The 26,844-nt window shown below is 42.6% G+C and carries 27 protein-coding genes; 4 read left to right on the top strand and 23 right to left on the bottom strand.

The features are described 5' to 3' along the window. Positions 1–184 precede the first annotated feature (184 nt). From BS614_RS19090 to BS614_RS19030, 13 genes are all read right to left on the bottom strand, one after another. Entirely contained in the window at positions 185–745 is a 561-nt protein-coding gene (locus tag BS614_RS19090) for a class I SAM-dependent methyltransferase (RefSeq protein WP_074095142.1), read from the bottom strand. Positions 746–1,223: 478 nt separating this feature from the next. Beyond that, entirely contained in the window at positions 1,224–1,631 is a 408-nt protein-coding gene (locus BS614_RS19085) for a DUF7674 family protein (RefSeq protein WP_074095141.1), read from the bottom strand. 718 nt (positions 1,632–2,349) lie between these two features. Then, positions 2,350–2,943 carry a DNA glycosylase AlkZ-like family protein gene (locus BS614_RS32180; protein WP_244898344.1) on the bottom strand — a complete coding sequence of 198 codons (594 nt, stop codon included), beginning with the start codon at positions 2,941–2,943 and terminating at the stop codon, positions 2,350–2,352. Positions 2,944–3,179: 236 nt separating this feature from the next. Continuing rightward, a complete protein-coding gene (locus tag BS614_RS32175) occupies positions 3,180–3,542 on the bottom strand; it encodes a DNA glycosylase AlkZ-like family protein (RefSeq protein ID WP_244898160.1) in 363 nt (120 codons plus the stop codon). Positions 3,543–3,652: 110 nt separating this feature from the next. After that, positions 3,653–4,120 carry a DinB family protein gene (locus BS614_RS19070; protein WP_074095139.1) on the bottom strand — a complete coding sequence of 156 codons (468 nt, stop codon included), beginning with the start codon at positions 4,118–4,120 and terminating at the stop codon, positions 3,653–3,655. Positions 4,121–4,754: 634 nt separating this feature from the next. Next, positions 4,755–5,993, bottom strand: coding sequence for a DUF418 domain-containing protein (locus BS614_RS19065; protein WP_074095138.1), 1,239 nt, complete (start codon positions 5,991–5,993; stop codon positions 4,755–4,757). A gap of 164 nt (positions 5,994–6,157) precedes the next feature. Continuing rightward, complete coding sequence (map, locus tag BS614_RS19060) at positions 6,158–6,898, bottom strand: type I methionyl aminopeptidase (protein ID WP_074095137.1); 741 nt, start codon at positions 6,896–6,898, stop codon at positions 6,158–6,160. A 172-nt stretch (positions 6,899–7,070) separates the two neighbouring features. Further along, positions 7,071–7,724, bottom strand: a complete 654-nt coding sequence (locus BS614_RS19055) for a hypothetical protein (protein WP_074095136.1) — start codon at positions 7,722–7,724, stop codon at positions 7,071–7,073. A gap of 13 nt (positions 7,725–7,737) precedes the next feature. Continuing rightward, a complete protein-coding gene (locus BS614_RS19050) occupies positions 7,738–8,703 on the bottom strand; it encodes a zinc-binding alcohol dehydrogenase family protein (RefSeq protein WP_074095135.1) in 966 nt (321 codons plus the stop codon). Between the two features lie 6 nt (positions 8,704–8,709). Then, on the bottom strand, positions 8,710–9,336 hold the full coding sequence (locus tag BS614_RS19045; RefSeq protein ID WP_074095134.1) for an ABC transporter permease: 627 nt from the start codon (positions 9,334–9,336) through the stop codon (positions 8,710–8,712). Further along, positions 9,333–10,103, bottom strand: coding sequence for an ABC transporter ATP-binding protein (locus tag BS614_RS19040; protein ID WP_074096905.1), 771 nt, complete (start codon positions 10,101–10,103; stop codon positions 9,333–9,335). The genes BS614_RS19045 and BS614_RS19040 overlap by 4 nt, the downstream gene beginning before the upstream one ends. Before the next feature lie 13 nt (positions 10,104–10,116). Then, positions 10,117–11,031 (bottom strand): glycine betaine ABC transporter substrate-binding protein, encoded by a 915-nt coding sequence (locus tag BS614_RS19035; RefSeq protein ID WP_074095133.1) that lies wholly within the window; start codon positions 11,029–11,031, stop codon positions 10,117–10,119. An 8-nt stretch (positions 11,032–11,039) separates the two neighbouring features. Further along, positions 11,040–11,696, bottom strand: a complete 657-nt coding sequence (locus BS614_RS19030; protein WP_167544407.1) for an ABC transporter permease — start codon at positions 11,694–11,696, stop codon at positions 11,040–11,042. A gap of 131 nt (positions 11,697–11,827) precedes the next feature. On the opposite strand from BS614_RS19030, the gene BS614_RS19025 reads away from it, so the two are divergent. Continuing rightward, the gene (locus tag BS614_RS19025; RefSeq protein ID WP_074095131.1) at positions 11,828–12,178 is read left to right on the top strand and encodes a winged helix-turn-helix transcriptional regulator; all 351 of its coding nucleotides are present in this window, start codon (positions 11,828–11,830) and stop codon (positions 12,176–12,178) included. A gap of 51 nt (positions 12,179–12,229) precedes the next feature. Here the strand turns inward: BS614_RS19025 and BS614_RS19020 are convergent, their stop codons facing one another. Beyond that, a complete protein-coding gene (locus BS614_RS19020; protein ID WP_074095130.1) occupies positions 12,230–12,760 on the bottom strand; it encodes a VOC family protein in 531 nt (176 codons plus the stop codon). A gap of 85 nt (positions 12,761–12,845) precedes the next feature. After that, complete coding sequence (locus BS614_RS19015; RefSeq protein ID WP_074095129.1) at positions 12,846–13,808, bottom strand: helix-turn-helix transcriptional regulator; 963 nt, start codon at positions 13,806–13,808, stop codon at positions 12,846–12,848. A gap of 130 nt (positions 13,809–13,938) precedes the next feature. Here BS614_RS19015 and BS614_RS19010 point away from each other — a divergent pair, with 130 nt between their 5' ends. Then, positions 13,939–15,063: a GerAB/ArcD/ProY family transporter gene (locus tag BS614_RS19010; RefSeq protein WP_074095128.1), complete on the top strand. Its 1,125-nt coding sequence runs from the start codon at positions 13,939–13,941 to the stop codon at positions 15,061–15,063. Positions 15,064–15,149: 86 nt separating this feature from the next. Here the strand turns inward: BS614_RS19010 and BS614_RS19005 are convergent, their stop codons facing one another. From BS614_RS19005 to BS614_RS18985, 5 genes are all read right to left on the bottom strand, one after another. Continuing rightward, positions 15,150–16,418 (bottom strand): cytosine deaminase, encoded by a 1,269-nt coding sequence (locus BS614_RS19005; RefSeq protein WP_074095127.1) that lies wholly within the window; start codon positions 16,416–16,418, stop codon positions 15,150–15,152. After that, positions 16,387–17,664 (bottom strand): cytosine permease, encoded by a 1,278-nt coding sequence (gene codB, locus BS614_RS19000; protein ID WP_074095126.1) that lies wholly within the window; start codon positions 17,662–17,664, stop codon positions 16,387–16,389. Before codB ends, BS614_RS19005 begins: the two co-directional genes overlap by 32 nt. Positions 17,665–18,023: 359 nt before the next feature. After that, positions 18,024–18,674 (bottom strand): hypothetical protein, encoded by a 651-nt coding sequence (locus tag BS614_RS18995; protein WP_074095125.1) that lies wholly within the window; start codon positions 18,672–18,674, stop codon positions 18,024–18,026. A 191-nt stretch (positions 18,675–18,865) separates the two neighbouring features. Beyond that, positions 18,866–19,900, bottom strand: coding sequence for a ketopantoate reductase family protein (locus BS614_RS18990; protein WP_074095124.1), 1,035 nt, complete (start codon positions 19,898–19,900; stop codon positions 18,866–18,868). 14 nt (positions 19,901–19,914) lie between these two features. After that, positions 19,915–20,661 (bottom strand): acetoacetate decarboxylase, encoded by a 747-nt coding sequence (locus tag BS614_RS18985; protein WP_084174610.1) that lies wholly within the window; start codon positions 20,659–20,661, stop codon positions 19,915–19,917. 345 nt (positions 20,662–21,006) lie between these two features. On the opposite strand from BS614_RS18985, the gene BS614_RS18980 reads away from it, so the two are divergent. Then, positions 21,007–21,894 carry a LysR family transcriptional regulator gene (locus BS614_RS18980; RefSeq protein ID WP_074095122.1) on the top strand — a complete coding sequence of 296 codons (888 nt, stop codon included), beginning with the start codon at positions 21,007–21,009 and terminating at the stop codon, positions 21,892–21,894. A gap of 72 nt (positions 21,895–21,966) precedes the next feature. Here BS614_RS18980 and BS614_RS18975 read toward each other — a convergent pair whose 3' ends face one another. Next, positions 21,967–23,373 (bottom strand): family 4 glycosyl hydrolase, encoded by a 1,407-nt coding sequence (locus BS614_RS18975; RefSeq protein ID WP_074095121.1) that lies wholly within the window; start codon positions 23,371–23,373, stop codon positions 21,967–21,969. Between the two features lie 176 nt (positions 23,374–23,549). Here BS614_RS18975 and BS614_RS18970 point away from each other — a divergent pair, with 176 nt between their 5' ends. Next, positions 23,550–24,401 carry an AraC family transcriptional regulator gene (locus BS614_RS18970; RefSeq protein ID WP_074095120.1) on the top strand — a complete coding sequence of 284 codons (852 nt, stop codon included), beginning with the start codon at positions 23,550–23,552 and terminating at the stop codon, positions 24,399–24,401. A 98-nt stretch (positions 24,402–24,499) separates the two neighbouring features. Here the strand turns inward: BS614_RS18970 and BS614_RS18965 are convergent, their stop codons facing one another. Together BS614_RS18965 and BS614_RS18960 are read right to left on the bottom strand one after the other, a co-directional pair. Next, the gene (locus BS614_RS18965; RefSeq protein ID WP_244898158.1) at positions 24,500–25,624 is read right to left on the bottom strand and encodes a phosphotransferase enzyme family protein; all 1,125 of its coding nucleotides are present in this window, start codon (positions 25,622–25,624) and stop codon (positions 24,500–24,502) included. 121 nt (positions 25,625–25,745) lie between these two features. Next, a complete protein-coding gene (locus BS614_RS18960; RefSeq protein WP_074095119.1) occupies positions 25,746–26,672 on the bottom strand; it encodes an ArsR/SmtB family transcription factor in 927 nt (308 codons plus the stop codon). Between the last annotated feature and the right edge of the window lie 172 nt (positions 26,673–26,844).

Here is a 26,844-nt window from a genome sequence, read left to right as displayed (position 1 = left end):
TTCAAGAACCTATTTTTCCCATGTCTTAAGACAAAGGATATATGTCCAGATGGAAACTGTTCCTATTTAATGCGTTAGTTGCCTCTCAGTTCTCCGAAAAAATGTGCTCCTAGTTATGATGCTGTTGAACATTAGCAAAAGAAGAAGCCCCCCAGACGAATGGAGTGGCTTCTATAAATTGAACTTATTTATTTTTCTGTGCAAGGATGATATAGATGGGTTGGTTAGCAACTTGTGTTGGTAAATGGATCGTATTAATAACTGAGAAACCTGCCTTTACAATTTCCTTTTCCATTTCCTTGGATGAAACTCTTGGACCAGTAGGCTTCGTCGACTCCTCTAATTCAATGCACACAAAGATCCCTTTGTCTTTCAATACTCTATGGATTTCAAGCAGTACGGACGAAAGAGGTTGAACTTCGTGTAACGATATGGAAGCAACGGCCTTTTCGAATCTTTCGTTCGCGAGTGGCATCTCTTTGAAATTTGCGGCAGTGGTTTCAATGTTGGTTATGCCTTTTTCCTTAGCTTTCACCTCTAGATACTGTAAAATATCAGCATCGTAATCCAATGCAACTACTCTTTTCACATAATTAGCAAAAGCAAAGCTTATATAACCTGTGCCAGCCCCAAGGTCTAATAGTTCGTCCTCTTTATTAAGCTGTATAAATTCAAATAACTCCTCTGCTGGGAACCTCTCGATATTCTCCAACTGCTCAATTTTTCTTTGTATCTTAGGATTCATTTTCATACTCCTCACCTAATTGTATTTGCCAGAGCATTTACGGTTCACTTGTTTGGAACTAAAATTGTAGATATAAATTGTCTTTAATGACTATAATATATAGAACAAAATTTGTAAATAACAAATATCCCTCCGATTCATATGGCGTAAAGCAAATCCCACAAGCCTATTGACTGCTGAGATTTAGAAAAACGGAATGTACACACATAAATCTTTTCCAGATTCGCTGAGTCGCTGCCCAAGTCAATAATCCCGGCAGATCAGGCTTAACTCTGTAATGTAGCAAACTCCTTCATTGCTTCCACCCCACTGGTTGATGCGATTGGAGGCGTATCAAAAGCAAAAGTTATCCATAATTATCTAATCGATCATTGGAATAAGTTCTTTTCCCTCAACCTTTGAGATAGGCAATTACATGAATAAAATAAAAAAAAGCCGCTGCTTTAGCGACTTTGAATGATATTATAAAACCAACGATTCAAACTCTTGAATACCTAATCTCCAGCAGAGTATTCCATGAAAAATATTTCCCTGAGTGCAGATCTTCTATTTCTTGAGAAAGTCTTTTAGTATGCGGCTTCATATAACATTGAGCTTTTTTTAAAATATCGGTATGCCCACCTAGATCATACAAGATTGTAGTAGATAACACTTGTACAATATAAAGGCTCGTTTGAGTTGCCATCCATTCAAAAAAATTGAAAAACTTCTCAATTTGTTCTGTGTCATCATTTTCACAAAGCAATCCTTCAACATAAGTAGCCACTTCATCACCAAAAAACACATGTCCTAGAAACTCTTGATTTAAATCCAAATGTTCTATGTAACAATCGTGGAATTCAGGAAAAAGTTCTAAGAATTGATTGATTAAAATGTCACTGTCCATTCTCAAACCTCCATACTCACTGTTCTTTTCGTTTAAAAAACATCTTGCCAACCATAAGTCCCATAGCGGTTGAGCAGATCAGATATCCAAAGAACAAGAAAAGTAAATAAACAACATGAAGATCTGCAGGAATCTGTTTCAAACCTTCAAACCAAGCAAAACGAAAAGGATAAAAGATAACTACCCATATGATCAGCAAGAAAAGAAGAAAATTAATAATTTTTAGCACAATAACGATCCTTTCAAGCCTGAGTGGAAAAAGTTGAATGTATATGCTACATCTATCATTTCGCATTACCTTACCACTGCCCGCACTATAATAGTTAGCTTATGTATTAGAGTTGATATGTTGAATCTATAAAACTACAAATTGTAACAGGAAACATTAGGGATATTTCTTATTCTTCAGTGAGTATAGCAAATAAAGGTAATATAAGCACACAAAATTAATTATGGTCATTCTTCGAGCTAGAACAAACTACCTACTTTTAGGGGCAATACCAGCGTAACTGACACCACCCGCAAACATATGGATAAAAATGCAATAACCCTCCTAGTCTGGAGAGTTCTTTTATGAGTGATAAATGTACCAATTGTGGCCTGTTTGTTAAACTAACGTTATCCGTTAGCGGAATGACCTTTTTTAATTTATGGTTGGTGAGGATGTCGATTCAGAACGGTATCCAAATTCATTACCTATATACAAATACAGGAAATATCAGTTTATAGACTCTGCCGAAATCGTCTCACACCCGTTGAATATCGCAAACTTTTGGAAACAACTGTTCAAGGCTGTTCGCAATTGCGTTGTTTGCTTCACACCGTTCTCGTACCAGATGTTTTTAAGAACGAGCGTTCCAGTTTTACGCTCCACGATTATCTCGGCCCGTCCAATGAAGCTTTCTCCATATAATAGAGGCAGCACATAATAGCCGAATTCTCGTTTGATTGCAGGCGTGTAAATCTCCCAGGTGTAATCGAAGCCAAACAATTTGTTGATCAGTTTTCTGTCCCATATGAAATTATCTAGAGGGGCAATAAGCTCACAACGCAATTTCTGCTCCTGATTTCTCAGAACGGCTTCAATAAGTGGTAAATCTTCCGCGAGGCAGTACAGCATATCCTTCATTTGTTCCACAGCAACAGCAACAATGCGATTTTCGTGTAATAGCTGGCGAAAAACCTCGGTGCGCTGTGCTGCTTTCAGCCCCCATATATTCAGCCATGCATCTGACGCACGATTCCATAAGAGACCAACAGAGCCGATTCGACGCAGTACCCGCCACTTATGATGCTCAAGCTCATCCTCCAGCGGTTCTGATGCATTCAGCAGATTTGGTTGTATGTACTTCTTGGCTATATCGTAATATTTACGGTTCCTTTTTTATGATGGATAATCAACTCACCCGTCGAATACATCTGTTCCAGCACCGATCGAGATGAATTGTTTCCACCGCTCCAGTGGATGGCTGATTGCCAAGAGAAATCCCCATCCAATTTTAAATCATCCGAACTTAGTGCACCGTGATTTTGGATATGAACCCGTACTTACGTAGTCAACGCTTCCATTTCGGGATAACGTTCGGCATGTTGCCTTGCGGCTTGCCTGTATCGCTCAAAATACGGCCAGTCCTCGACAGAGATAATGGCTAGGTTCTTGTCGGGATAATCGACAAGGCTTCTATCCTCATACAGCAACTCGGCGAGCATTCCCTTGGTAAATCCCTTGATTCGCGACTGTAGCACCAATTCGGCGTTTTTTCCGCAAACATCGATGGGGTCGTATTGAATGCAGCTGACCTGCCGAGCAAAGTCCAATACGCCCTGCTTTTCACTAAATTTATATTCGCCCAAAAGTCCATGCTTCAGCAATAGAAATTGCCGTGCCTGGCGGTTTGTTAATTGGATCATGTTTGCACCTACCTCTAATTTAAATGCAATACCGAACTCAAACCAATCAATCAGCCGCCTATTAAAGACTCTAACTTTGAGGAGCCACTACCAAGAAAGACATCTATTCGTTATTGCATTTCTTTTGTTGGACCCATCACGGGCGGTACTGGTAAGCCTGCTTGACGTAATAGCACCATCATTTGGCCGCGGTGATGTGTTTGGTGGTCAATTAAGAAACGTAATAATGAACCTTTTGTTGCAAGACTTTCTAAGCCTGTTTCTGTTAGCAAGTCCTCATTTGATAGCTTGGCTACCTCTTCCTTGACCGCCTCTGCTGCTTTTTCGTAAGCTGCTACAATTTCTCTTGCTGTCGCTGGAACTGGCTCATCTTGACCAATCATTGGTACAGTTAAACCTGCTAAATGACTAAAATAACCTGTTGTTTCTACTAAATGCCAGCCTAACCAACCTAGTGTACTATGCCCTTCAAAAATACTTTGTCCTAATTTGTCATCTGTTACGGCTTGTAATACTTGCAATGTTCCTTTCACAGCCACTGCCCATTCCTTTAAAAAATCATCCACTTGTCGATACATCCAAACTCCTCCTCTACCAACGTCTCTTGTATCATACAAAATATTTACTCAAAAGAAAAGGAAAAAACAAACATATGTTCTTGTCGAAAAATGCGTACAAAAAACATCTGTATCGGCTAAACTTAACTGTCCGTCCCCATTAATAAAATAAGTACCGAATTTATTTTTGTATACAGAACTTCGAGCTATTTGAGACTCTTATTATCTAAAATATACATTTTGATATACTTATTACAATTGAAAGTTCCTATACTGGCAGTACTTTAATTTCGGACTTGAAGCCCTTATCTAATACTTCAAGCCAGGAGTTACCTGAACCGCATCTTGTCACCTATTCGAGTAAAGAAGAAATCACAGCTGCCCTTAAGGAAGCGGGAATTAACAAGTTTCACTACATCGATGATCCGTGGTTTAACTTGCTTCCAGATGGTATTATTGAGGTTTTTGTGAAGCAACAAAATGTATATTTCAGTGATTCCCCTTAGTAGCAGATGAAACAGATAAGCTGTACTTTATGAAAAAGGAAGGATCCGACTGGCGTATCTTATCTGTTACAAATTAGTATCTTACAAAAAAAGAAGCCCTTTCTTTATCAGAACGAGCTTCTTTTTGCGTTTCACGATAACACTTATGCTTACTGGACACCAGGCGCGTTTTCATTCGCAGTTAAATTCGATCTTTTCTTCTTTCTGGGCTGCCCTTTCCAGGACAGATATGTCCAAATCCGTAGTAGGTACTCGACAGGACCATTGCTAAATTTCTTGAGATATAGCGGACTGAGCCACAATTGAATACCGTAGACAGCAAGCGCAATAATTGCTCCGATAAACACGCCAGCACTTCCAAACAGTCCCAGGCCATATCCATAGAAAATTGTTGTACAGATTACGCTCTGCATCAGATAATTCGTCAACGAGAGACGGCCGACCGCCTCGAACCTGCCCATCAGGCTGAAACGGCGGTTTCCAGCATACAACAGCGCGAATGCGTATATGTATCCGAGTGCAAGCAACGCTCCTCCAAGCGTCCCGCCGATTCCGATTCCGAGCCAACCTTCCGCACCCAATTGTGGTGCCAATACACCGTATGCTTTGAGTATCAAACCTACCGGAATCAATAATGATGCCCGGCGAAGATACATAGCTCGCATCGTTTGGGGATCGCTAAACGTGCCTATTCTGGCAGCGTGCATGCCGAGCAGGAACATCGGCACCGTCATAAGTGGTGCTAACATCAGGGCTATCAGGGCAAATGACAGCTCCAAATCCCCGCCGAATGGATCGCCGTTATTACTGAAATTCCTGATTTCCGCGTATGTGCCGTTGCCGTATACATCCTGACTTTGAATGATGTAGTTCTCCATATGAATGGACTCAATCGCCAGCGGGTTCATCGGATTAGATGCCGGGAGACCAAGTATGCCCGCTCCCATGAGTAGCAGTACCGCCCATATGAGCAGCGTTTTGGGCTTCCGATTAAGGAACATGAGCAAGAAGAAACCGAGTACACCATAAAATGCCAGGATATCCCCTTCCCACAGATAGATGATGTGCAGTAATCCGATTCCAAACAGTAGTAGAAAACGGCGTGCCAGATGACACTTTGGTCGTAAATCTCGTGATTTTAGGCTTTCCGAGAGCTTAACCATTCCAAAGCCAAACATAAATGCAAAAATCGGCATAAAACTTCCCACCACAGTGATCAGCAGGAATGAGAGGAAAGCCTGATCTGCTCCGCCAATCCCGAACAGTTGGGGCTTGCTCTGGCCATACATTCCATATTGGAAAGCCAGCATATTCGCCAGCACAATGCCGACCAGACTGAATCCACGCAGTCCATCAATGACTTGAACGCGCTTTTTTGATGTGCTCAATCAATCACCTCTGTCTATAACATAAAGATCAGATCTAAATATACGTTAAATCCTTCCATAATTTCAACATAAATTAATAAGCGAACGTTTATATTTTGATTTAATTTGACGTACCAATAAAATAAAAAAAGTCGCTAAATTTAGCGACTTTCAGTTTGAACACCTTAAAGAGTGACAATAATCGGACCATTTTTAGTAAGAATAATGGTATGTTCTATTTGAGCTACATAGCTGTTTTTAGTAACAAAGGTCCAGCCGTCTCCTGTTTGGTCTACTTCTTCTTCTGAAGTTGAGATAAATGGCTCGAATGCGATAACCATCCCTTCTTTTAACAATTCATCATCCGATGGATCATTATAATTATAGATGTGATCAGGTGCTTCGTGTATTCCACGTCCAACACCATGTCCTGTAAGGTTTTTGATAACCGTTAATTCATGCTGTCTGGCAGTTTGGAATACGGCCTTTCCGATTCCGCTTTTTTTGGAGCCCGGTTTTGCTTTTTTAAGACCTGCTTCAAATGCCAGTTTAACAACGTCGCATATTTTCGTTAACACTTCTTCACCTTCGCCTACGACAAACGAGATTCCCGTATCTGCAAAATAACTGTTCTTGGAGCCAGACACATCAATATTGACGATGTCCCCTTCTTGAATAACCCGGTCTCCCGGAATACCATGTGCCACTTCTTCATTAACACTAATACAAGTAAATCCCGGGAAATTATATTCACTTTTTGGAGCAGAAACTGCGCCAGCTTTCTCAAAAAGCTCTCCTGCCAAATCATCAAGCTCTTTAGTGGTTATGCCTGGGATGGTTCTTTGAACCAATTCATCTCTAATTGAAGCCACAATTTTGCCAATTTCCTTCAAGCCATTAAAATCTTCTTCTGTTCTTGCGATCATTTTTTCTACCTCACTATCTTTTATCACTAATTGATTACATAAGTATTTTTTTGATTGAACATTAGATAATCATATCCAAAGCAGCAAAGCTTCGCAACTTTTTTATCAAGTTCAAAGATCAAAATCCGATGAGTTCAAACCGTTTTGTTTTTAGTAGCACACAATGACGTGATCAATTGGAGATCGTAATTCGAAGGTCAGAAAAGAAAGCCTCTGTCCCGATGTCTACGAATAGACCGATATCTCCAGTGATTACTGTCGCTTTAGTCTTATCTATAGTTATACAATCGGTTTCATCAACATATGCTTTCAGATTCGAATCATCGATGACTAGCGTAAGATTAACCCACTCCCCAGGACCAATGTCTGCACCCGCTTCGAAACGACCATCCGGGTATTCCTCTCGCAGACGATTGAATTTCCAATCAGGGTATGCGAAATACTGAAGGGCACGTTTGTCATGAGGCGCCTCAGGTTGTGTCTTCAAGCCATTAAGCGGACGAATATAAACGGCTTCAAAGGCATCCGTATGGTCACTTATACGATATGCCAATCCTGCAAATCCGCGTGCATAAGCCGGAGCATCATCTCGTAACCTGCTTAATATGTCCACTGATAAAGTTCCATTCTTAAATTCGACAGGAATTTTCAAGAATGTCGGCATGTCGATGAAATCAACGTTGGGTTCCCCTTTGGATACCTCATCCGTTAACGTAACTCGTAATGTCTGACGACTACCCATTCGAACTGGGGTGGCAGTTACCGAGTGAGGTCGTGCTCCGTCTGGAATCGTCTCCAGATTGTAATGGATGATCCGATTGCTCATAACTTTTTCCTCCTCATTCATTAATGATTACGATTTTACCATTCGCGGTATTACTCTCCATGAACAGATGAGCCGCTGCTATTTCTTCAAGCTTGAACACTTTGGCAATGGGCGGGATAAGCGCATGGTCCTTGATATGATTAAACAGATTGACCAACACCGTTTCTTTAATAACTTCACTGGTAAAGGCGGTAAAGAAAACACCTGTCGGTATATCAACCAATGGTTCAAATGAATTAAGGGTCCATTCATTGCCTAAGATGCCTGACATGCATAAGATTCCTCGCTCCGAAACTAATTGCAAAGACTCCTTCAAGGTCACCGTTCCGATCAATTCCAGCGCCTTTTCTACGCCATTTGGAGCAATTTCAACTACTTTATTTGTAAAATGTTCATCATCCAGTATTGCGAAGTCCGCACCCGCCTGTTGAAGATAAGCCAGCTTTCCGCTGTCACGAGTGGTCGATATTACGGTGGCTCCTACGCTTTTGGCAAGCTGGAGGGCAGCCAGGCCAACGGAACTGGTCCCGCCACGAATGAGAAGCACTTCTCCCGTAGTTAATTGAAGACTTTCAAATAACGATGCGTATGCCGTGTAATACATTTCCGGAATGGCAGCGAGCGTAGTCCACTCCATTCCTTCAGGAATGAGATACACCTGCTCTGAAGGAATCAAAGCATACTCCGCATAGCTTCCATCAAATTCTCGCCCCAACCCTCCCATCAGAGAAGCAACATGCTGTCCTTTTTGGAATGTGCTATCCGATGCGTCCTCGATCTCCCCCACGCACTCAATACCAATGATCCGCGGAAATTGTACGGAGGGTGAGTGCCCCTGCCTTGTATACATTTCTGAGCGGTTAATACCAAATGCTCTGATTTTGATTAACACCCAGCCTGGTTTAACTTCGGGAATAGGAACCTCCTGTACGTTTAGTTCTTCAGGTGCACAGGCACCTTCCAGTACAACTGCCTTCATCACAATTTATCTCCCCGCTCCGATATAGATTCGTTTTTCCAACTGAATGAATAATGTATTTGTCGCTAGGGCAAGTCCTGCGGACAGGATGCTTCCCCATAGAATTTTATCGATATTCATGGTGCGTAAACCATCATATAAGATCGTCCCTAACCCGCCTGCGTTGATAAATGCAGCAATGGTCGCCATGCCAATCGTAGATACAGATGCAAGTCGCAGTCCTGTGAAAAGGGTTTGAATTGCCAAGGGTGCCCGAATCTGAATCAATATTTGCAAACGATTCATGCCCAACCCGGTAGCTGCCTCAATGATAGGTTGGTCCACATGATTCAAACCGGCGATAAAGTGGCGCAGAAGAATGTATTGATTATATAGAATCAGCACGATGATTGCCGTCGTTGTACCCAACCCCGTCACAGGAATCATGATAGTGAACAAAGCCAGGCTGGGGATGGAATACAGAATGGAAAAAACATAAATGAAAACGCGTGATACCCAGTCTGAAGTTAAGACTACGATGGTTAGAAGCACGGCAACAATAATGGAGATCAACATGGTTATGACCAGGATTTCCACATGCTCAAACAGTGCATTTCCCCACTTATCTGGATGTTTGATGGCATAGTCGATCATTCTAAGTCCTCCCAGAAACGTTCTTGCTCCCTTGAAGATTGAATAAGCGACGCTACGAATTCATCGGCAGGATGCTTAACGATTTCTTTTGGCGTATCAAACTGGCACACTTTACCTTGATTCATAATAATGACCCGGGTCCCCAACTTGAATGCTTCATTAATATCATGTGTCACGAACAGGAATGTCTTATTCGATCCTCTATGGATTTTCAATATTTCGTCCTGTAAATGGAGACGGGTAATCGCGTCCAAAGCGCCAAAAGGCTCGTCCAGAAGCATGATCGCAGGATTGGTCGCTAAAGCTCGGGCGAGTCCAATTCGCTGTTGTTGTCCTCCAGATAATTGGGAAGGATAGCGATGTTCATACGTCCGAGGGTCCAGTCCCACCAGATGCAGTAATTCGGAGACCCTCTGCTCAGTTTTCTCTTTACCCCATTTCAATAGACGAGGTACGGTAGCGATATTTTTCGCGATAGTCATATGCGGGAACAATCCAACCTGCTGGATGACGTAACCAATCTTTCTTCTTAGCATCACGGGATCTATAGCCGCAATATCTTCTCCAAACAGCTGAATGTTTCCTTGAGAAGGTTCATACAAGCGGTTTACCATTTTCAAAAGCGTTGTTTTTCCAGATCCAGAGGAGCCTAGTATCGTAATAAACTCCCCTTCTTCAATAGACAAATTCACATCATTAACTGCGTATTCATTGGATTTTGAATAAGTTTTACACACATGATGAAATTTGATGGCTGGTGGCCCCATATTACCATTACGTTTATTGGATGGATTCATAAAAGGCCTTTGCCACGTCTTCATATTCTTCTTGCTCGACATCCACTTTCGCATTAAGTGCTGTGATTGTGTCTGTGTCCAGTGCCGAACTAATCTTATTGATGACTTCAGCAATATCTGGATGTGCAGACAGTACTTCATCCCGGATGACAGGAGCCAAGTTGTACGGGGGCCATACTTGTTTGTCATCTTCCAATAGGATGTACTGATCTTTATTTACGAGTTGTCCTTCCGTCGTATACGCAGGTGCAACATCTGCCTCGTTATTTTTTAGTACTTCATATTTGAGACTATTGTCGTAGACTTTGGAGGATTTCCAGTTTAGTTTGCCATATACTTTTTCCAATGCCGGAATACCGTCTGCACGCTGATCCACTTCTCCTTGGGAGGCAAATCGAAGCTCGGTTGCATGCTTTTGCAAATCAGTAATCGTCTTGATCCCCAATTTTTCCGAGGCTTCTGCACGAATGACGAGTCCTGCTCCATCATTGGCTTTGGAATATTCCAGCCAGGTTAAGTTGAATTTTTTTTTATATTCTTCCTTCACTGTGGCATATACTTCATCCGGATCAGTCAATAAGTCCAGCTTCAGGATGGCTAACAAACCGGTGCCTGTGTATTCTGGGTACATATCGATATCTTGATTTACAATGGAAGAATGGATCACAGAACCCGTAATGTTAGGTACACGCTCTACTTGGTAACCAGCATCCTCCAAGGCCAAAGCGTAAAGCTCCCCCACAATCAGATTTTCAGTGAAATCTTTGGTGCCGATTCGAATCGATGTCTCTTTATTTTTTGAAGCCTGATTTTTTTGCTGACTACAGGCACTCAAAACAAGCGATAATACGATGATAAGAGAAGTTATGATATAGATTGTTTTCTTTTTGATTTTCATGTCGTTTCCTACCTTTGCAAAAATTGATATCGAAATAAAATTCGTTCAGATATATCAAGCAAAACTCCGATGAAGATGGCTAAGATTGCCACAGCTCCCCCGCCGATTAGAAGCAAATCCATTCGATTGAGTCCCAGACCGGTAAAAATGATTTCACCGAATCCCCCAGCTCCGATCTTGGCCGCCAAGGTGGCACTGGCGATAATTTCAATGGCAGCTGTTTTGATGCCTGTCAGAATGAGTGGTGCAGCAAGAGGGAACTTGATCTTCCACATCATTTGACGATCTGACATGCCCGCCCCTTGAGCAGATTCAAGAACGGATAGAGGAATATGATTCAACCCGGTAATGGTATTCATGAGTATAGGAGGTACCCCCAATAAGATTAACGCAATCAACGCTGGCTTCGTGCCAGTGCCCATCAACGGAATTAATAGAAGTAACACAGCCAGGCTAGGTACAATCCGCAAAATCTGAATGAGCGATACAATCCACTTTTCCGAGCGTTTGTATGTGATGGTTAGATATCCCAGTGTTATTCCGATCCATGCAGAACAAAGCAATGCCAGTAAACTGACCTGTATATGCTCTCGTCCCAGAGCGAAGAAAGCACGCCCATGATCTGAGAAATAGTTTACCAATTGCATCCACAAGCTTTCTTGCAATATGTTCCCTCCCTTCATTCAATTTGCTTTTCCCTCGACAGCTTTATAATATAAGCATTATAATCGTTTTGAAAGTAGGCACCTTTTTATTAGATAGGAACCAAAAAGTAACTATTGGAGGATTAGCTTAAATGTTTACCAAAAAAGAGTTGCCTGAATGCCCTGTAGCAACAACTGTTGGCTTAATAGGGAACAAGTGGAAATTACTTATCATGAGAGATCTTCTGAAAGGAACCCAACGGTTCGGTGAGCTTCGCAAAAGTATTCCGGAAATCAGTCAAAAGGTATTAACCGAAAATTTGCGTTCCATGGAAGGAGACGGTATCGTCATTCGCACCGTATATGCGGAGGTACCGCCCAGAGTTGAATACAGCTTGAGTGATTTAGGTAATACGCTGAGGCCCATCATTAGTGTGATGGAAACATGGGGAATAGATTATAAGAAGCTCAATGAGGATACTTCGACCGATACAGATAAATAGGATTACGGACAGTAAAAAACGAGCGCATCCATGTTTAGGATGCGCTCTGAACTAGCTGTTCATGGAGAAATCACTTTTGGCCCACTCCGCAACCCTTCGACTACTTTCTTCTTCCGATAAATCCTCAATCCGGGTAAGAATAGACCAGCGTACGCCAAAAGGGTCTAGTATACTTCCGAATCGATCACCAGACGCAAAGTTAATAATCTCTTCTCTTACTTTCGCCCCTCTGGATACGGCGGTTGCAATGGTTTCATCCACACTAATGACATAAATCCCTAAAGAATAACATGCATGATCTTGATCTGGGGGCAAAGCCAATTGATGTGCCGGGTTTGCAGCCCCCAGCTGCAAAAAACCATTTCCAAAATCTAATTCGGCATGAAGAATAATCGTATTACCATTTCCATCTGGATGCTCAGTGATATCCTTCACCCTTGCATTGAAAACAACTTTATAGAAATGGATTGCTGCAGAAGGATCCTTCACTGTTATAAATGGGGTAATCGATGTAACGCCGTTAGGTGTACCCTTCTTTGTATATTTTCCTGATACTGCCTTGTGTTTTGTCTGTTCACTCATATGTCTACTCCGCCTTCCTTCTCAGTAATCCGAGATTGTCATCATTATAAAACAACTTCACTGACATCTACTGTCAGTGAAGTTGTTAAAGTTGATAGTATTCCATTAACTCGGATACAACAGCAACAAGTCTGTCCTTCAAACGCTGTGGTTCGATGACTTGAATGGATTTCCCATAGGATAGGAGAAAATAGGGGACATATGTATCAATTGATTTTTCATCAAATAAAAAGATGGCTTGATTAGAAGTCCGCTCTTTCAGATAATGTCCCATAAACCAATGCAGCCCCAAGTCATCCAATGCCTCTGATCGGCCTTCGATAACCAAGGAAATTAACCCCTCTTTCCCTCCTACATCAGGTAACAAATTTTGCATAAATAATTCACGAGCAGAAAAAGATTCAGAACGCTTAAAGCGAAGCGAAGTAGGCTTGATTCGCAGAATACGATCTGCCCGAAAGCTGCGGAATTCATTTCTCAAGTGGCAAAACGCAATGGTATACCATTTATTATTCCAGTAAACCATTCCATACGGGTCTATTACTCTTTTTTTGGGTTGTTCATCACGGCTTCTGCGATAATTAATTTCAACAGAGCAATCATTAGCCACGGCTTGCTCCAATTCCGCCAAGATCGGCTGAACGGATGGGTCTCCCATACGATTGATAACGTTAAACCCGGCTAAATGACGACGAAGTGTGTTTTCCTGATCCTGATTTGTATACATTTTCAATTTGGATGTGGCATTGTCCAATGCCTCACTCAAAGGGTATCCAGCCTCTTTTGCAAACACAGCAGCTTGGAGAAGTGCCTTTTTTTCTTCCATATCGAATAACAAAGGTGCTTTAATATGCTGATTCAACAAACTATACCCGCCGTTGTGACCCGTATCGGAAATGATCGGTACTCCACTGGAACATAACGCATCAATATAACGATATACCGTTCTTATATTGATTTCTAACTTTTCGGACATTTGTTTTGCAGTTATTTTGGTGCCTGAATTCAGCATCCATAGAATCGCTAACATATTATCGTTCTTTGGCATAACCTACATCCTTATCTTCAGTTCATTATTGGATATCTCTACATTATATCAGTACAGCATATTTTACATAAAACAACTTCCTTGGGCGATACTACCTAGAAATATATTCTCCGGTTTGGAGCGAAGGCCAATGAAGCAATCCACATCTAATATTAATACCTCCGAGGTTATTATTGTAGTTATCAATTCAATACTCGGAGCTGGAATTCTAACACTCCCTCGCACAATTAGTAAAGCAGTAGGAACACCAGATGTATGGATTTCTGTCATTTTATCAGGATTAATTGTTACCACAATCAGCATCCTCCTTGTAACCTTGTGTCGTAGATTCCCCGGTAAAACGGTATTCGAATTTATACCCGAAATCACAGGTCAGTGGATTGCTTATCTATTGGGACTTTTAATTATCGTGTATTTTGTTGTTCTTTGTTCATTCGAAGTTAGAGTCATGGCCGAAATTACAAGTATGTACATCCTTGAGCGCACGCCTACTTGGGTCACCATTATGGTCAGTTTGTGGATTGGTATTTATATGTTAACGGGTGGTCTTAAGGTCATCATCCGCGTCTTTTCAATCGTGTTGCCCGTTACGCTTGTATTACTAGCGCTGGTTTTCCTTTTAAGCACCAAGATGTTTGAACTTAATAACCTCAGACCACTCCTGGGCGATGGATTCATGCCTGTGTTGAAAGGTCTTAAACCTTCGTGTCTCTCCTATTCTGGATATGAAGTGTTACTCATCATCACAGCTTACATGGTGGACGTGAAAGCAAGCAGTAAAGCTGCTATATACAGCATACTTAGTTGTACGATCATATATTTGGTCACGATTGTTACCGTTGTAGGAAACTTATCTTTGCCAGGAATTCAAACACGAATGTGGCCAACGTTCGACATGGTTCGAAGTTTTGAGATTGAGGGATTTCTATTTGAGCGATATGAATCGCTGTTCATTGTGTTTTGGCTGATGCAGATCTTTGCAACCTATGCTTTTAAACACTATTTTGCGGCAATCGGGGTCCGAGATTTGTTTCGTCTCAAAAATATTACGAGCATACAATTCGCGATGTTGCCAGTCTTGTATGTCATTGCTTACTTGCCTAAAAACTTGGAGGAAACGTTAGCTTTGGGTGATTTTCTCGGAAACTTGTCCATTTTCTTATTTGGCTTGTTACCACTGCTGCTGCTCATCATTAGTTTCATTCGCAAAAAAGGCGGGAAGCAGGCTTCTAGTGAAGCCCTTAAGGCAAGCTGAATTTTTGGTTCTTATTGTATGTAGACAGTACAAAAAAGAAAAAAAGCCGCTAAAATAGCGACTTTAATGGGAGTATATTTTCTTCATTATTTATTAAAAGTAACCTTTTCTGTACCGCCTTCAAAAATGATGGATGTGTCCCGCGGCTTCGATTCCGCAATTTTACGGCCGCCTCTGTAGGAATAAAGTACGCCGGCTTGTTTGCGAACAGCCTCATATTCGTTCTCTGCTTCAAGTACGATGAAGTTGGCAGGTTTACCTTCTTCAATACCGTACACATCCTCAATGTGTAACGTTCTTGCGCTGTTTTTCGTAATGAGGTCGATCGAATTCACGATCTGGTCGTAACCAAGCAACTGCGAAGCATGAATCCCCATGTGCAGTACTTGCAGCATGTTGCCTGTACCGAGCGGATACCAAGGATCAAAGATGTCATCATGACCGAAGCATACATTCAGACCTGCTTCCTGCAACTCTTTGACACGCGTCAGCCCTCTTCTCTTCGGATACGTGTCGAAGCGTCCTTGCAGGTGAATGTTAACCAGCGGATTGGAGACAAAGTTCAAATCGGCCATCTTCAGCAAACGGAACAACTTGTACGTATAAGCGTCATTGTATGACCCCATTGCTGTCGTGTGGCTTGCCGTTGTTCGTGAACCCAGTCCACGTTCGTAAGCTTCCTTGGCAACAACTTCTACGAAACGGGATTGCTCGTCATCGATTTCATCGCAATGGATATCGATAAGACGATCGTATTTTTCGGCCAGATCAAACGCAACTTTCATTGAATCAACGCCGTATTCCCGTGTGAATTCGAAGTGTGGAATGCCGCCGACCACGTCAACGCCCATTTTCAGCGACTCTTCCAGCAATTCTGCCCCGTTTGGATAAGAGTGAATGCCTTCCTGTGGAAAAGCAACAAGCTGGATGTCCATATATGGAGCCATTTCTTCTTTCACTTCAAGCATTGCTTTAACGGCAATTAAGCTTGGATCAGTAACGTCCACATGAGTCCGTACATGTTGGATACCCTGTGCCAATTGCCACTTCAGTGCCGTTTTAGACCGTGTTTTGACATCTTCATGTGTCAAGAAAGCCTTGCGCTCTGACCAGCGTTGGATGCCTTCGAACAGCGTTCCGCTTAGATTCCATTCCGGCTCACCTGCTGTGAGCGTTGTATCGAGATGAATATGCGGCTCAATGAACGGTGGCAGCACAAGCGATCCGTTGACATCCAGGATCTCTTCATTTTCGGTCGTTTCCAGCAATTGTGTGATTCGTTCGAACTTTCCGTCTTTCACAACGATATTCCATAGTCCTTCTTTACCCCGCAATTTTGCGTTCTGTATAATCATTTATTTTCCCCATTTCTTTGGATTCTTTCGCAGGAACAATCAGCATCAAGACGATATAGGCCACTGCTGTACCAAGCAGTGCGTTCAATGGTGTTACGCCAGGAGCCAGTTGGGCGAATGCCACGCCGATGGCCCATGCGACCATCGCTACCCAGTTTACATTTTTGAATGACATGTCAGCAAATGGCTTATAGTTTCTACGTTTTACAATGAAGTAATCTGCGATAATAATAGCCCCGATGGATGGTACCGCCGCGCCCAGTACGTTCAGGAAACTGACGAAGTTGTTGTACATCCACATGGCGAATACGGTACCCACAATGCCGTTTACGATGACGAAAAATTTCTTTGAGATTTTGGTGATGTTCGCAAAACCAAGACCCGAAGCGTACAGTGCATTATCGTTGGTCGTCCAGATATTAAGCCCCAGAACGATGATTGCCGGGATGATCAATCCTTGCAGGAACATGACCTCCGAGATATCAGCTAGGTTATAGGCCATTGCTCCAACTGCACCGAAGAGAAACATGAGTGAGTTACCCAGGAAAAATGCAATAACTGTTGCGGTAACTGCCTGTTTCGATGTTCGGGAAAACCGGGCAAAATCGGGTGTCAGCGTTCCGCCGCTTATGAATGATCCAATACAGATCGTTAATGCCGCCGCCGCGGTAAGCGACTGTGTTGGCGTGTATTCTAGCAACCCTTGCAGACCTCCCAGCGAACCTGCACCTTCGAACATGGAGTAACCACCGAGAATCGCAATCGCAGGAACCGCGATATATCCGAGAATGACGAGTGACTTCATACCAAAGATAGCTGATGCTGTCATGGCAAGTCCGAACACGATAATCAACAGGTACACATTCCAATCCATGGCTTTGGCGACCGGAATCGCGAACATGGCTACGCCTACTCCGAACCATCCGACCTGTGTGAAGCCTAGCAGGAATGAAGGTAGATACGACCCTTTTGCACCAAAAGCATATTTAGCGAGCAAATGTGTGGACAAGCCCGTTTTGGCGGCGATATGTGCCAGTGCCCCTGTGTAGATACCGAGCACCAGATTACCTGCAAGTACGATGCCAATAAACTCCATGAACGTCAAGCTTACTCCCAACGTGCCTCCTGCCAGCATGCTTGCAGAGAAGAAAGTGAAACCGAGCATGACGGATAACGTCTTCCAAAAGTGGTTTCTTTGTGATTTCGGCACAGCTTGCCATGAAAACTCTTGATCTTGTTTGCTCATCAGAATACCCCCAACGTAAAGTGTATCTGATACCAAAAAAAGCAGAAAAAAGAGGCTACTCGTCAAGTTATACACTGACAAGTAGCCTCTTTTTGCATCATAATCCGCGCGAAGACACAGAGCATCCTATTACGGAATATGCCCTGATTCTCGCGTGATTATGAAATCCGCTGCCCTTGCCAGCCTCTCTGGACTGAATTAAAGGTACCAGTATTCAATTACATTCTATTATTTTGGAAAAACCTGCAGTTGTCAATGTCATTATTATCCAAATGTTATTAATTCCTTATACAGCAAGCTGTTTTTGATCATTTCTCCTTAACCAGTGGCCTGGAATAAGCAAATAAATAATGTCGAGTTTATGATATGTGTTCAACAACTTCTGGTAATACCCTTTCATATTCCTTATACAAGACATAACGATTAACACCTCTGGAAGAGTTAAGTGCTTCATGCGCGTGCTGGATGGCGGTATCACGGTTGTTTGCTTTGACTTCAATACCCGCGAGCAATGTTGATCTCATCCACTGTTTTTTAATGGATTGAAGTCTTTCACGCGCATCTTCACTTTTCCCGTCTTCCAAGAGTAGAATAGTTTCGTAATATGTACGGTAGTCCGATAAGCCGATATGAGGTACAGCTTGCCGAATGGCGAACATATCCTTGCGATATAATCCGTAAGCTGCCTTAAACTGTGCTTGTGACGTTCTTCGCTTATATTTCTGCATAATTTGCTCCATAACTAGTTCTACCTCATCATCAAGTCTGTTTGCAAGAACATAAATAATGTATGTCCCAGGTGTATTTTGCTGCTTGGATAAAAAGGACGCTAAACGATCTATACGCTTATCGAATACTAAAGGATAAAAAACATGCTTAATAAACGCGATAAGAATGGTAACGACTACACCCCCTATTGTCCAAAATAGTGAATAGTCATTCCAGGTCATAAATAAAACAAAGACAAACACCGCCAAATAAAAGACGAATTCCCCCCAAGATTTCCTCATATGTATCTCCTTCGAATATAAAAATAACCAGCAAGTCTATATTATATCAAATTTAATTCCCCTTTTTGTATAATCTTAGGAAACAAAAATCACGAAGAATATTCTATCTGTCGCAAAATCAAGCCTGACTAGATTTACTGATACAACAAAAAAGCCGCTATATTAGCGACTTTCAGTTGAAATAATTGAATTTATTTTTGAACACTTAATAGTTCTTCAAAAGCTTTTATGTTCGTGTCAAAATCAGGAACGGTTTGAGTTTCTTCAGCAGATTTAACCAGTTTTACAACTAAATCATTATAAGGTGTCGCAATTCTCGTACCTTCTGCCCTGCTTGAAACAACTCCGTTAATGTAATCAATCTCCGTTTTGCGGTTCTTCTCCAGATCTTGAAGCATGCTTGCTTTGAGCAATCTGGAGGGCTCCATCACGTAACGTAGTGTTTTCACCCGTTCAGGGATTTCTTCTTCGCTGTTCAGTTCGAGTGAAGCGATGTCGAATCCATTCATTTTAACCAAGGTGACCCCATTGGCGCGAACAACTTTAATTGTCTCGTCCGCAATATGGGCTGCACTCACAATGCCGGCTTCATGATCAATAATGTCCCCATATTCACCATTCAATGCAGCCGATAAACCACTGAAGGCATTGTTGATCAACAATTTGGACCATTTGGTTCCAACCAGGTTATCGGAAATATGTGTTCCACCCACAAGATCCAACACCGATTTCACGCGCTGAATTCGTTCGGTGATTTCACCATTTAATTCGCCAATCTGAAAAGCGTACTGCTTAAATTGAGTGTACTCGGTAGTCAGACTTGATACACCTGGTTCAATGAACGTAGCGCCGAATTCAACGGAGCCAGCAATAACACGTTTTTCACCCACGATGGACGCCACTTTTTCTTCGGGAATCCCGTTCTGCAAGGAACACACCATACTGTCTTCATTCAAGAATGGAAGTAATTCCTGAAGGATGGAATCGTTGTAGAGTTGTTTGGTTAAAAGTAACACGAGGTCATATTGTCCTGATTTCTGATCAGGAGTAATTGCTTTTACTTTTGCCTGAAACTCTGTGGTACCCGTCACTTTAGCACCGGTCTGATTTAAAGCATCTACATGTTCTTGATATGCATCAATTAACTCAACGTCCAGTCCACCATCCGCAAGATATGCGCCTACGATGGTTCCCAAAGATCCTGCTCCTACAATTGCAATTCTCATTTTATTTTTCCTCCTTATTTTTCTTCCAGGTAGTTATATACAGGTTGTGCAGCGTTTAAGGTTAGGTTGGTAAGGATATGAGAAGCGGACACCACTTCCAACACAGGTAGATCTGCAAGAGGTGCCAACGCATGTTCGAACAATTGAAGCCGGGCAGGTCCTGTCCAAGCCTCCCTCACTTCGATGTCCGTAATTTGAGTACGGATCAGATCACATATTCTTAAATTCCCGGTATAGTCGGTAGCAATCTTAATCATAAAATTAGGTCGGCATATTTCACGTTTGGCGAACTCTTTATCCATCTCCACATGTTTATATCCCATCGTTGCCGTGGCTACACGCAGCGTTCCATAATCTAGTGTGCCAACAAGTGTATCCGAATCGGTATACAACTTGGGTGCACCCAGCTTTTTCGGATAGGCGGTGAGCTCTCGACCACTTGCAATCGCGGGGAAATTGTCTACGTACATCGAATGCACATAATCGCCTTCCTCCCCATTGAATTGCACAGGGATAACTTGTCCAGCTTCTGTATAAGCACCCAGCCCAGAAACATCCGGCATCCACATCACTTCGAATTTAACCAAAGGTTCCGTAATTTCCAGAGGTTCTGGTACGGCTGCCCGTAAAGCTTTTTCATCGGTCCGGTAAATAATATTCAAGTATTCACGATTCACGAATTTGTACGGTGGCATTGGGTATGCCGGAGCCGTTAGGGGTGTATTCAGATTTTTAGCTATGTTATTCACATCGATTTTCATCAAAGACACCTACCTTATGTTTTGGTTCTATATAAGTTGAACTCAAGATTATTTACACTGACACTACGATGACAGAACAACCTTCCAATCGCTGTTATCCCCAGATTTTTCGATTCCCTTTTTTAAGGGGAAAATCCGGGGATAAAGGCGAACGCTTCGCTTTTTCAGATTTTTTCTGTCCTCTCCGTTATTGTGTAAATGATTAGTTCAACTTATATAGTCAAGTTTTGTTTTATAAAATTTGATCTGTATCTCATAAAAAAATTCTACATCAATATTTAAATTTAATATAATACATAATAAGTACTATATATATTTATCAGAATAAATAAGGAGTGCAGATAAATGGAATTGCTTCAGCTCAAATACTTTCAGACCGTTGCCTATACTGAACATATCTCCAAGGCAGCTGCGCAATTGAATATTGCTCAACCTTCCCTAAGCTTAACGATTAAAAGACTTGAGGATGAACTGGGTACCCCCCTATTCCACAGGAGAGGAAGAAACATTCAATTGAATTCCTCAGGTGAGATTTTATTGAAGCATGTAAACCGGATTTTTATTGAAATTGAAAATGCAGAGATGGAGATTAAAGCGGAGGAACAGCAAATATCCAATACGATCAGGATCTCGATTACGAATACCCGATTCCTCACAGGTCTCATTAGTGACTATATCAACGGTTCCCCGGAAACCAAGCTTCATCAGGGTATTGGGACACGCAGTGAAATTATTACAGGATTGAAGAAAGGTGACATGCATCTGGGCATTACGGGGCATCCGATTCAGGATGAGGAGATTGAGAGTGTTGTTCTTGTTGAGGAGGACATTGTTCTTGTTGTGCCCACGGATCATGCATACGGCGGAGAGACAAGCATTTCATTAAGTGTTGTTGCAAATGAGCCCTTTATTTCTCTTGCTGATAATAAGGAGTACAGTCGGTTTACAACCATGCTCTGTGAAAAAGCAGGCTTCCTGCCCAATCATGCATTTGAGGTCGATTCTCATACCCTGCTTGAAATTATCAAGCTTAATCAGGGTGTGGTATTACTTCCTATCTCTGTATGTAGAACACTGGGGTTACGTTATGTAAAAATTGCTGATGAATCAGCGATATATCCAATTAGCCTATCCTGGGTCAAACAAAAATGGTTATCTCCTGCTGTAAGAGAATTTCGTGATTTTATTACTTCGTACTATGAAGACCATGCTGGCTTGTTTAAAGTGGAGTAGGATTTCTTGATAAATGATAAGACCACGTTAGCCCTTGAAGGAGCTGACGTGGTCTATTATCGTTCTCTATTCTTAGCTATACTGCAGTCTGTCCTTATACCAAACGTCCGGAATCATCTTACGCTCCAGTTCCAACAATTCATGGATGATCTTGTCCGCGTCACTGATGGAATTCACGAGTGGGTCAGTGAGCATCGCCCTTCTCAGCTTCTCGTAGCTCTGTTCGAGAACAGCTTCAACCGTAAGCTCATGCGTATCCAGTACAAGTTCTTGCATACCTCTAATTCCGCGCGGCATCTCGCCTACATGGAGTGGCTTCACCCCATCCATATCTACATCGCACAGTAGCTCCAGGAACGAATCGGTATTCATATTGGTTACCGCACCTTGATTGAGCGTATTGATGAAGAATTTTTTGCCCAAGTTCCCCACCATATTTTCGATGATGTCAGTCGCATGATCTGGTCCGAAGGTGCTCATATAATCGGGAATCGGGATGTTCCCTGCAAGAAAGTCATCCACCTGACGCCACATTTCGTCATGACGCTCATATCTGTCCTCTGTCTCCCAGATCGATAATGGCGGAATGGCGTCCGCAGTTTTGCCAAGACCCTGCCAATACCGAACGTATTCCTTCGTATGCGCCGTGCAAGTGGGAATGATTCCAAAAATATCATACAGTTCATAGGTAATTGCATCGTTAAAAAGAGCTTTTGCACCGCGATCACCACCGTTATTCTCATCACCTGCCAGCTTGCGCATGGCTTCTGCAATTGTGGGCATCACATTTTTTCCTTCATACTCGGCTTTGAGCAGCCAAGTGAAATGATTGACACCCGCGATACGAAAATCGAATTTCTGGTTGATCTCCTCAGTGAACTGGCTATTGTCTCCAATGATACCCGCTCTTACGGCGTAATAGGCTTTCTTATGCGGCATATGATGACTATCACACAGCGCAAACGATTTAAGCTTCGGAGCATAGCGATGTAATGCGATGCCATGAACGGTAGACGGGTTAATATAATTGATCACCCAAGCATCAGGACACAACTCCTCAATGTCTTTGGCGCATTCCATAATAACTGGCAGTTCCCGCATCGCGCGAAAGATTCCGCCCGGGCCAATCGTATCGCCGGAACACATGCGAATCCCATACTTTAGAGAAACCTGGCAGTCGATGCCCCGATATTTCACCGATTCTTCCGCAAAGCTGAGCACAACGAAGTCAGCTCCCGGCAGCACCTGTCTTCGATCCACTGAACCCTCAATCTTTAGGGATACATTGTTCTCCTTGGCGACCATTTCCGCTAGTTTTACCATTTTCGAGAGCCGTTCCTCGTCCGTATCCACCAAGGCCAGCGTTCCCTGATTCAAATATGGGGAGTGAACCATCTGCCAGATGGACTGACGACCGAAAAACAGGCTGCCCGCCCCAATAACAACCACCTTTGGATGTTGTGTACTTGTAGCATTCATCAATAACCCCTCCTCGTAACGATATAAGTTCATTATAGGGGAGTGGGCTGGAATCGGAATGTGTGATAGTTTTCAAAACATGTCATATCGTACGATAATTAACAAGAAGTAAAACCTTTGATATGATAGTTAAAAATAGAGGATGTCATAAAGTAGAGAGGAATGAGTTGGGTTAGATGCATGCAGGAACTATAAATATGAGTATAATCAATGAACTTTCGGAGTATATCACACTTCGCATGAGCTCTTATTTGGAACAAACGCACGACAGTAATTGGACGGAGCACAAGTCTCATTCCGATTATGATCTGTGGTTCATTACAGCAGGCTCCGTGCAGATTACCATCGATGGAATCGAGCATATGGCGAACCCGGGTGACGTCGTGTTTTTTTATCCGGATATGCCCTACACTGCTTCCACGACCGGAGAGTTGTGCCGATTCGTATACATGCACTTTGATTTCAGCATCGCTGAGCAGAAGCGGATTCTCGGCGAGTTTCAACTCCCGGGCATTGTACCTGGAAATCTGATTCAAGAGGAATCAACGCTCTTCACCTCGTCCTATCGAAGATTCAAGCAGAGCAGCGGCGCTTCCGCCAGTCCACTTTACTTGAAAGCCTCTCTGCTTCTCGTCATCGCCAAAATTTTGGAATTACATAGGCAAGGCCTGTATCACGGTGAGTTTCTGAAAGACCGAAAACCGAGGAAAATTGAAGGAAGTCTGGAGGTTCTGCAAAATGTCTTCCCATACGTGGATGCGAATCTGCATCGTGCCATCCGAGTTAACGAGCTTGCAGACATTGCTGGCGTCTCTGAGAAATATTTTATTTCGTTGTTTAAAAAAATTCTCGGTATAACACCTGGGCAGTATATCAATCAGATCAAAATGAACCGGGCCAGAGACTATCTGTACGAGAAAAAATATACGATCCAGCAAATTGCCGGATTTCTGGGTTATCCCGATCCCTTTACGTTCTCCAAAGCATTCAAAAAATTCTACAATGTGCCCCCTTCCAAATTTGAATAACATACCGCAGACAAACAAAGAGGCACCCGGTCGATCCGGCTGCCTCCACACTTGATGAATCCTTGGTTATTCAGGGTTTAGTTTACGTACAGGTCCCTTCAGCGTCCCTCATACTCAAACGGAGCTTCACTCGAATAAATGTCATCGAAAAATCCCTTATACGGTATATCCTCTTCCAGACATTTAATGAGATACAACAGCTCTTTGTCAACTTCCGGTTCTTCGCCAGCACGCTGCATTTCCTCAAATTGACCTAGAATAATTTCCAGAAGGGTGACTTGAATAAATAAAGGCAGCTTCTCCAACATCGAATCTTCGATCTTGGTCTCGGAAGTATATCCAGCGAGGGCAGTTTGGAAATACTCATCCATGAACTGTTTGCGTTTATCCGCATCCGGCTCAAATTGAACCCAGCCTACTCCGTGTGTCCATAGATCGGCCAGATCATACATATACCAACCGAAGCATGAATTATCGAAATCATACACGGTGATCTGTCCGGTATCAAAATCGATCGAGTAATTTCCATCGTTGTAATCAAAATGGATCATGCCGAATGTTTCCTGGTTTGTATCCAAACCTTGTAAGGTATTCAGGAGCTCAACCATCTTCTCTTTAAGCAAAGGGAATGATTCAGGTACCAAGTTATCGATATATTCACCGCTGTAATTGTCAATCAAATGATGCCGGCGATGGACGGGAGTGTACCCTTTCGATAGCTGATGTATTTTGCCCAGAATTTTGCCGCTACTATAATAGTATTCGGTAAGCGGAACCCCTTCACGATACTGATAATGGTTCTCTACCAGCAACTTTCCCTTGGCCTTCACAAACATACAGACAAAGAATGTATGCTCATCATAAGTGATCTCTTCTACCAGATGGCCCTTTTTCGAGTTGACCACATTCGAGACACTTGCACCGTGCTCAAACAGATACCGCACATACTCCAGCTCGGCAATGTAATCTTCCCGCTTTCTGTCAGGCAAAAAAGACACCCGTAGAATTAGCGATTCACGCCCCTCTCGCTCGCAAGTGTAAACAACATTCCGTCCACCCTCATGAGGCGGAATAAGCTGAATATTGTAACCCTCCAGATGAAACAGCTCGGGTACCAGCGCCAGTACATGCGTATTGCTAATGTTAACAGCTTCGTTAAAGTTAATTACGATCTCCTCCAGTAAACATTGTCGGGACAGTTTCCCGCATTGTAATGTCCACAAAAGGAATCCCTGTAACGCAAATATCCTTCTGTGAACCTAAAGCACAATCACCTTGTTAGACATTTGAAAACGCTCCTTTTTATTCAGATGGTTATATCTTAACCTTATTTTCCAGATTATTCTATTGCTTTTTCAACGCTGCAGCCTCGTAATAGTACCGAATCAAAATGTCCTGATCGTAGTTGCCGAACCCTTTCCCAAACAACGTGAGTCCGCCTCGACCGGGGACCCCTTCTTCCGGTCTTAATCCAAACGTCCAGTAAGTGGATGAATCCAGCTCCAGATCATGGATACGCACATCTGAGATGCGCTGGCTATCCATAAACGTCCCTTCTCCGTTAATACGCAGCACCTTCAGTACACCATACTGGTTGACGTCCAATTTCCACCATAGCGGTGTATGTTTTCCTTTCCGATCTCCAAAATCCCCTGGGCTTGTCCAGGTTCCGAGGTGATGACCATTAAGGGAGAAACGGATGTCGGAAGGCCAGTTTTCATTGACTTGAGGTGCTTCCGAACTGAGTTCGAGTGAAATTTCAATTTCCTGGAGATGCTGTTCTGTATTCAGATAATTGGGAATCTTATATTCCAGAAAACCTCGTGCCAACCAAAGAATACCCGCATTGACCCGATCCGGGTCCATAAAGCAGGCCGGAGTATCATATTGCCCAATCATTTGCGTCGTTGTTGCGATGCCACAGGTGGGCCAGGCTTCGTAATCCGTATACTGACCAACCGGAATCGAGACTTCATGGTAAGGAGCATCAACTGGTTCAGGGGAGAGATTGATAGTCATAAATTCTTGCAGAATAAAGCAGTATTTATACGTTCCACCGTTCTCACGCTTCATGCGGCTGCCTACGATACCTGCTTTCTGCAATTTGCTCACATGTGTACTAACGATGGCTTTGCTCAGATACAGCTCTTTGGCAAGCGCATTGATATGCATCTCCCTGTTTTGCAATAATAAGCGAACGATATTTAAACGTGCCTCGCTGGCGAGGGCCTCATAGATGATCAAGGACGAGGCATCGGTGCCAAGCATCATGAACTTCACTTCCCTATCTCTTCAGAATTCATATATTATCGATTTAGAATTCGTTATTTAGCGAATCCTTCTAAATAAACTTGCTCAACATAATAGCATTATGATACACATTAGATAACAAATCAATGATTTGATTTTGCTTTTATGCGAACTCAGCGTGAAATAAAGTTTA

Source organism: Paenibacillus xylanexedens (genome assembly GCF_001908275.1).
Taxonomy (GTDB): Bacteria; Bacillota; Bacilli; order Paenibacillales; family Paenibacillaceae; genus Paenibacillus; species Paenibacillus xylanexedens_A.
This window is presented reverse-complemented; position numbering and strand designations above follow the sequence as displayed.

Excerpts from the sequence above, each read along its gene's own strand:
- BS614_RS19090 (WP_074095142.1), bottom strand. The coding sequence starts at position 745 with ATGAATCCTAAGATACAAAGAAAAATTGAGCAGTTGGAGAATATCGAG.
- BS614_RS19085 (WP_074095141.1), bottom strand. The coding sequence starts at position 1,631 with ATGGACAGTGACATTTTAATCAATCAATTCTTAGAACTTTTTCCTGAA.
- BS614_RS32175 (WP_244898160.1), bottom strand. The coding sequence starts at position 3,542 with ATGATCCAATTAACAAACCGCCAGGCACGGCAATTTCTATTGCTGAAG.
- BS614_RS19070 (WP_074095139.1), bottom strand. The coding sequence starts at position 4,120 with ATGTATCGACAAGTGGATGATTTTTTAAAGGAATGGGCAGTGGCTGTG.
- map (WP_074095137.1), bottom strand. The coding sequence starts at position 6,898 with ATGATCGCAAGAACAGAAGAAGATTTTAATGGCTTGAAGGAAATTGGC.
- BS614_RS19055 (WP_074095136.1), bottom strand. The coding sequence starts at position 7,724 with ATGAGCAATCGGATCATCCATTACAATCTGGAGACGATTCCAGACGGA.
- BS614_RS19050 (WP_074095135.1), bottom strand. The coding sequence starts at position 8,703 with ATGAAGGCAGTTGTACTGGAAGGTGCCTGTGCACCTGAAGAACTAAAC.
- BS614_RS19045 (WP_074095134.1), bottom strand. The coding sequence starts at position 9,336 with ATGATCGACTATGCCATCAAACATCCAGATAAGTGGGGAAATGCACTG.
- BS614_RS19040 (WP_074096905.1), bottom strand. The coding sequence starts at position 10,103 with ATGGGGCCACCAGCCATCAAATTTCATCATGTGTGTAAAACTTATTCA.
- BS614_RS19035 (WP_074095133.1), bottom strand. The coding sequence starts at position 11,031 with ATGAAAATCAAAAAGAAAACAATCTATATCATAACTTCTCTTATCATC.
- BS614_RS19025 (WP_074095131.1), top strand. The coding sequence starts at position 11,828 with ATGTTTACCAAAAAAGAGTTGCCTGAATGCCCTGTAGCAACAACTGTT.
- BS614_RS19020 (WP_074095130.1), bottom strand. The coding sequence starts at position 12,760 with ATGAGTGAACAGACAAAACACAAGGCAGTATCAGGAAAATATACAAAG.
- BS614_RS19015 (WP_074095129.1), bottom strand. The coding sequence starts at position 13,808 with ATGCCAAAGAACGATAATATGTTAGCGATTCTATGGATGCTGAATTCA.
- BS614_RS19010 (WP_074095128.1), top strand. The coding sequence starts at position 13,939 with ATGAAGCAATCCACATCTAATATTAATACCTCCGAGGTTATTATTGTA.
- BS614_RS19005 (WP_074095127.1), bottom strand. The coding sequence starts at position 16,418 with ATGATTATACAGAACGCAAAATTGCGGGGTAAAGAAGGACTATGGAAT.
- codB (WP_074095126.1), bottom strand. The coding sequence starts at position 17,664 with ATGAGCAAACAAGATCAAGAGTTTTCATGGCAAGCTGTGCCGAAATCA.
- BS614_RS18995 (WP_074095125.1), bottom strand. The coding sequence starts at position 18,674 with ATGAGGAAATCTTGGGGGGAATTCGTCTTTTATTTGGCGGTGTTTGTC.
- BS614_RS18990 (WP_074095124.1), bottom strand. The coding sequence starts at position 19,900 with ATGAGAATTGCAATTGTAGGAGCAGGATCTTTGGGAACCATCGTAGGC.
- BS614_RS18985 (WP_084174610.1), bottom strand. The coding sequence starts at position 20,661 with ATGAAAATCGATGTGAATAACATAGCTAAAAATCTGAATACACCCCTA.
- BS614_RS18980 (WP_074095122.1), top strand. The coding sequence starts at position 21,007 with ATGGAATTGCTTCAGCTCAAATACTTTCAGACCGTTGCCTATACTGAA.
- BS614_RS18975 (WP_074095121.1), bottom strand. The coding sequence starts at position 23,373 with ATGAATGCTACAAGTACACAACATCCAAAGGTGGTTGTTATTGGGGCG.
- BS614_RS18970 (WP_074095120.1), top strand. The coding sequence starts at position 23,550 with ATGCATGCAGGAACTATAAATATGAGTATAATCAATGAACTTTCGGAG.
- BS614_RS18960 (WP_074095119.1), bottom strand. The coding sequence starts at position 26,672 with ATGATGCTTGGCACCGATGCCTCGTCCTTGATCATCTATGAGGCCCTC.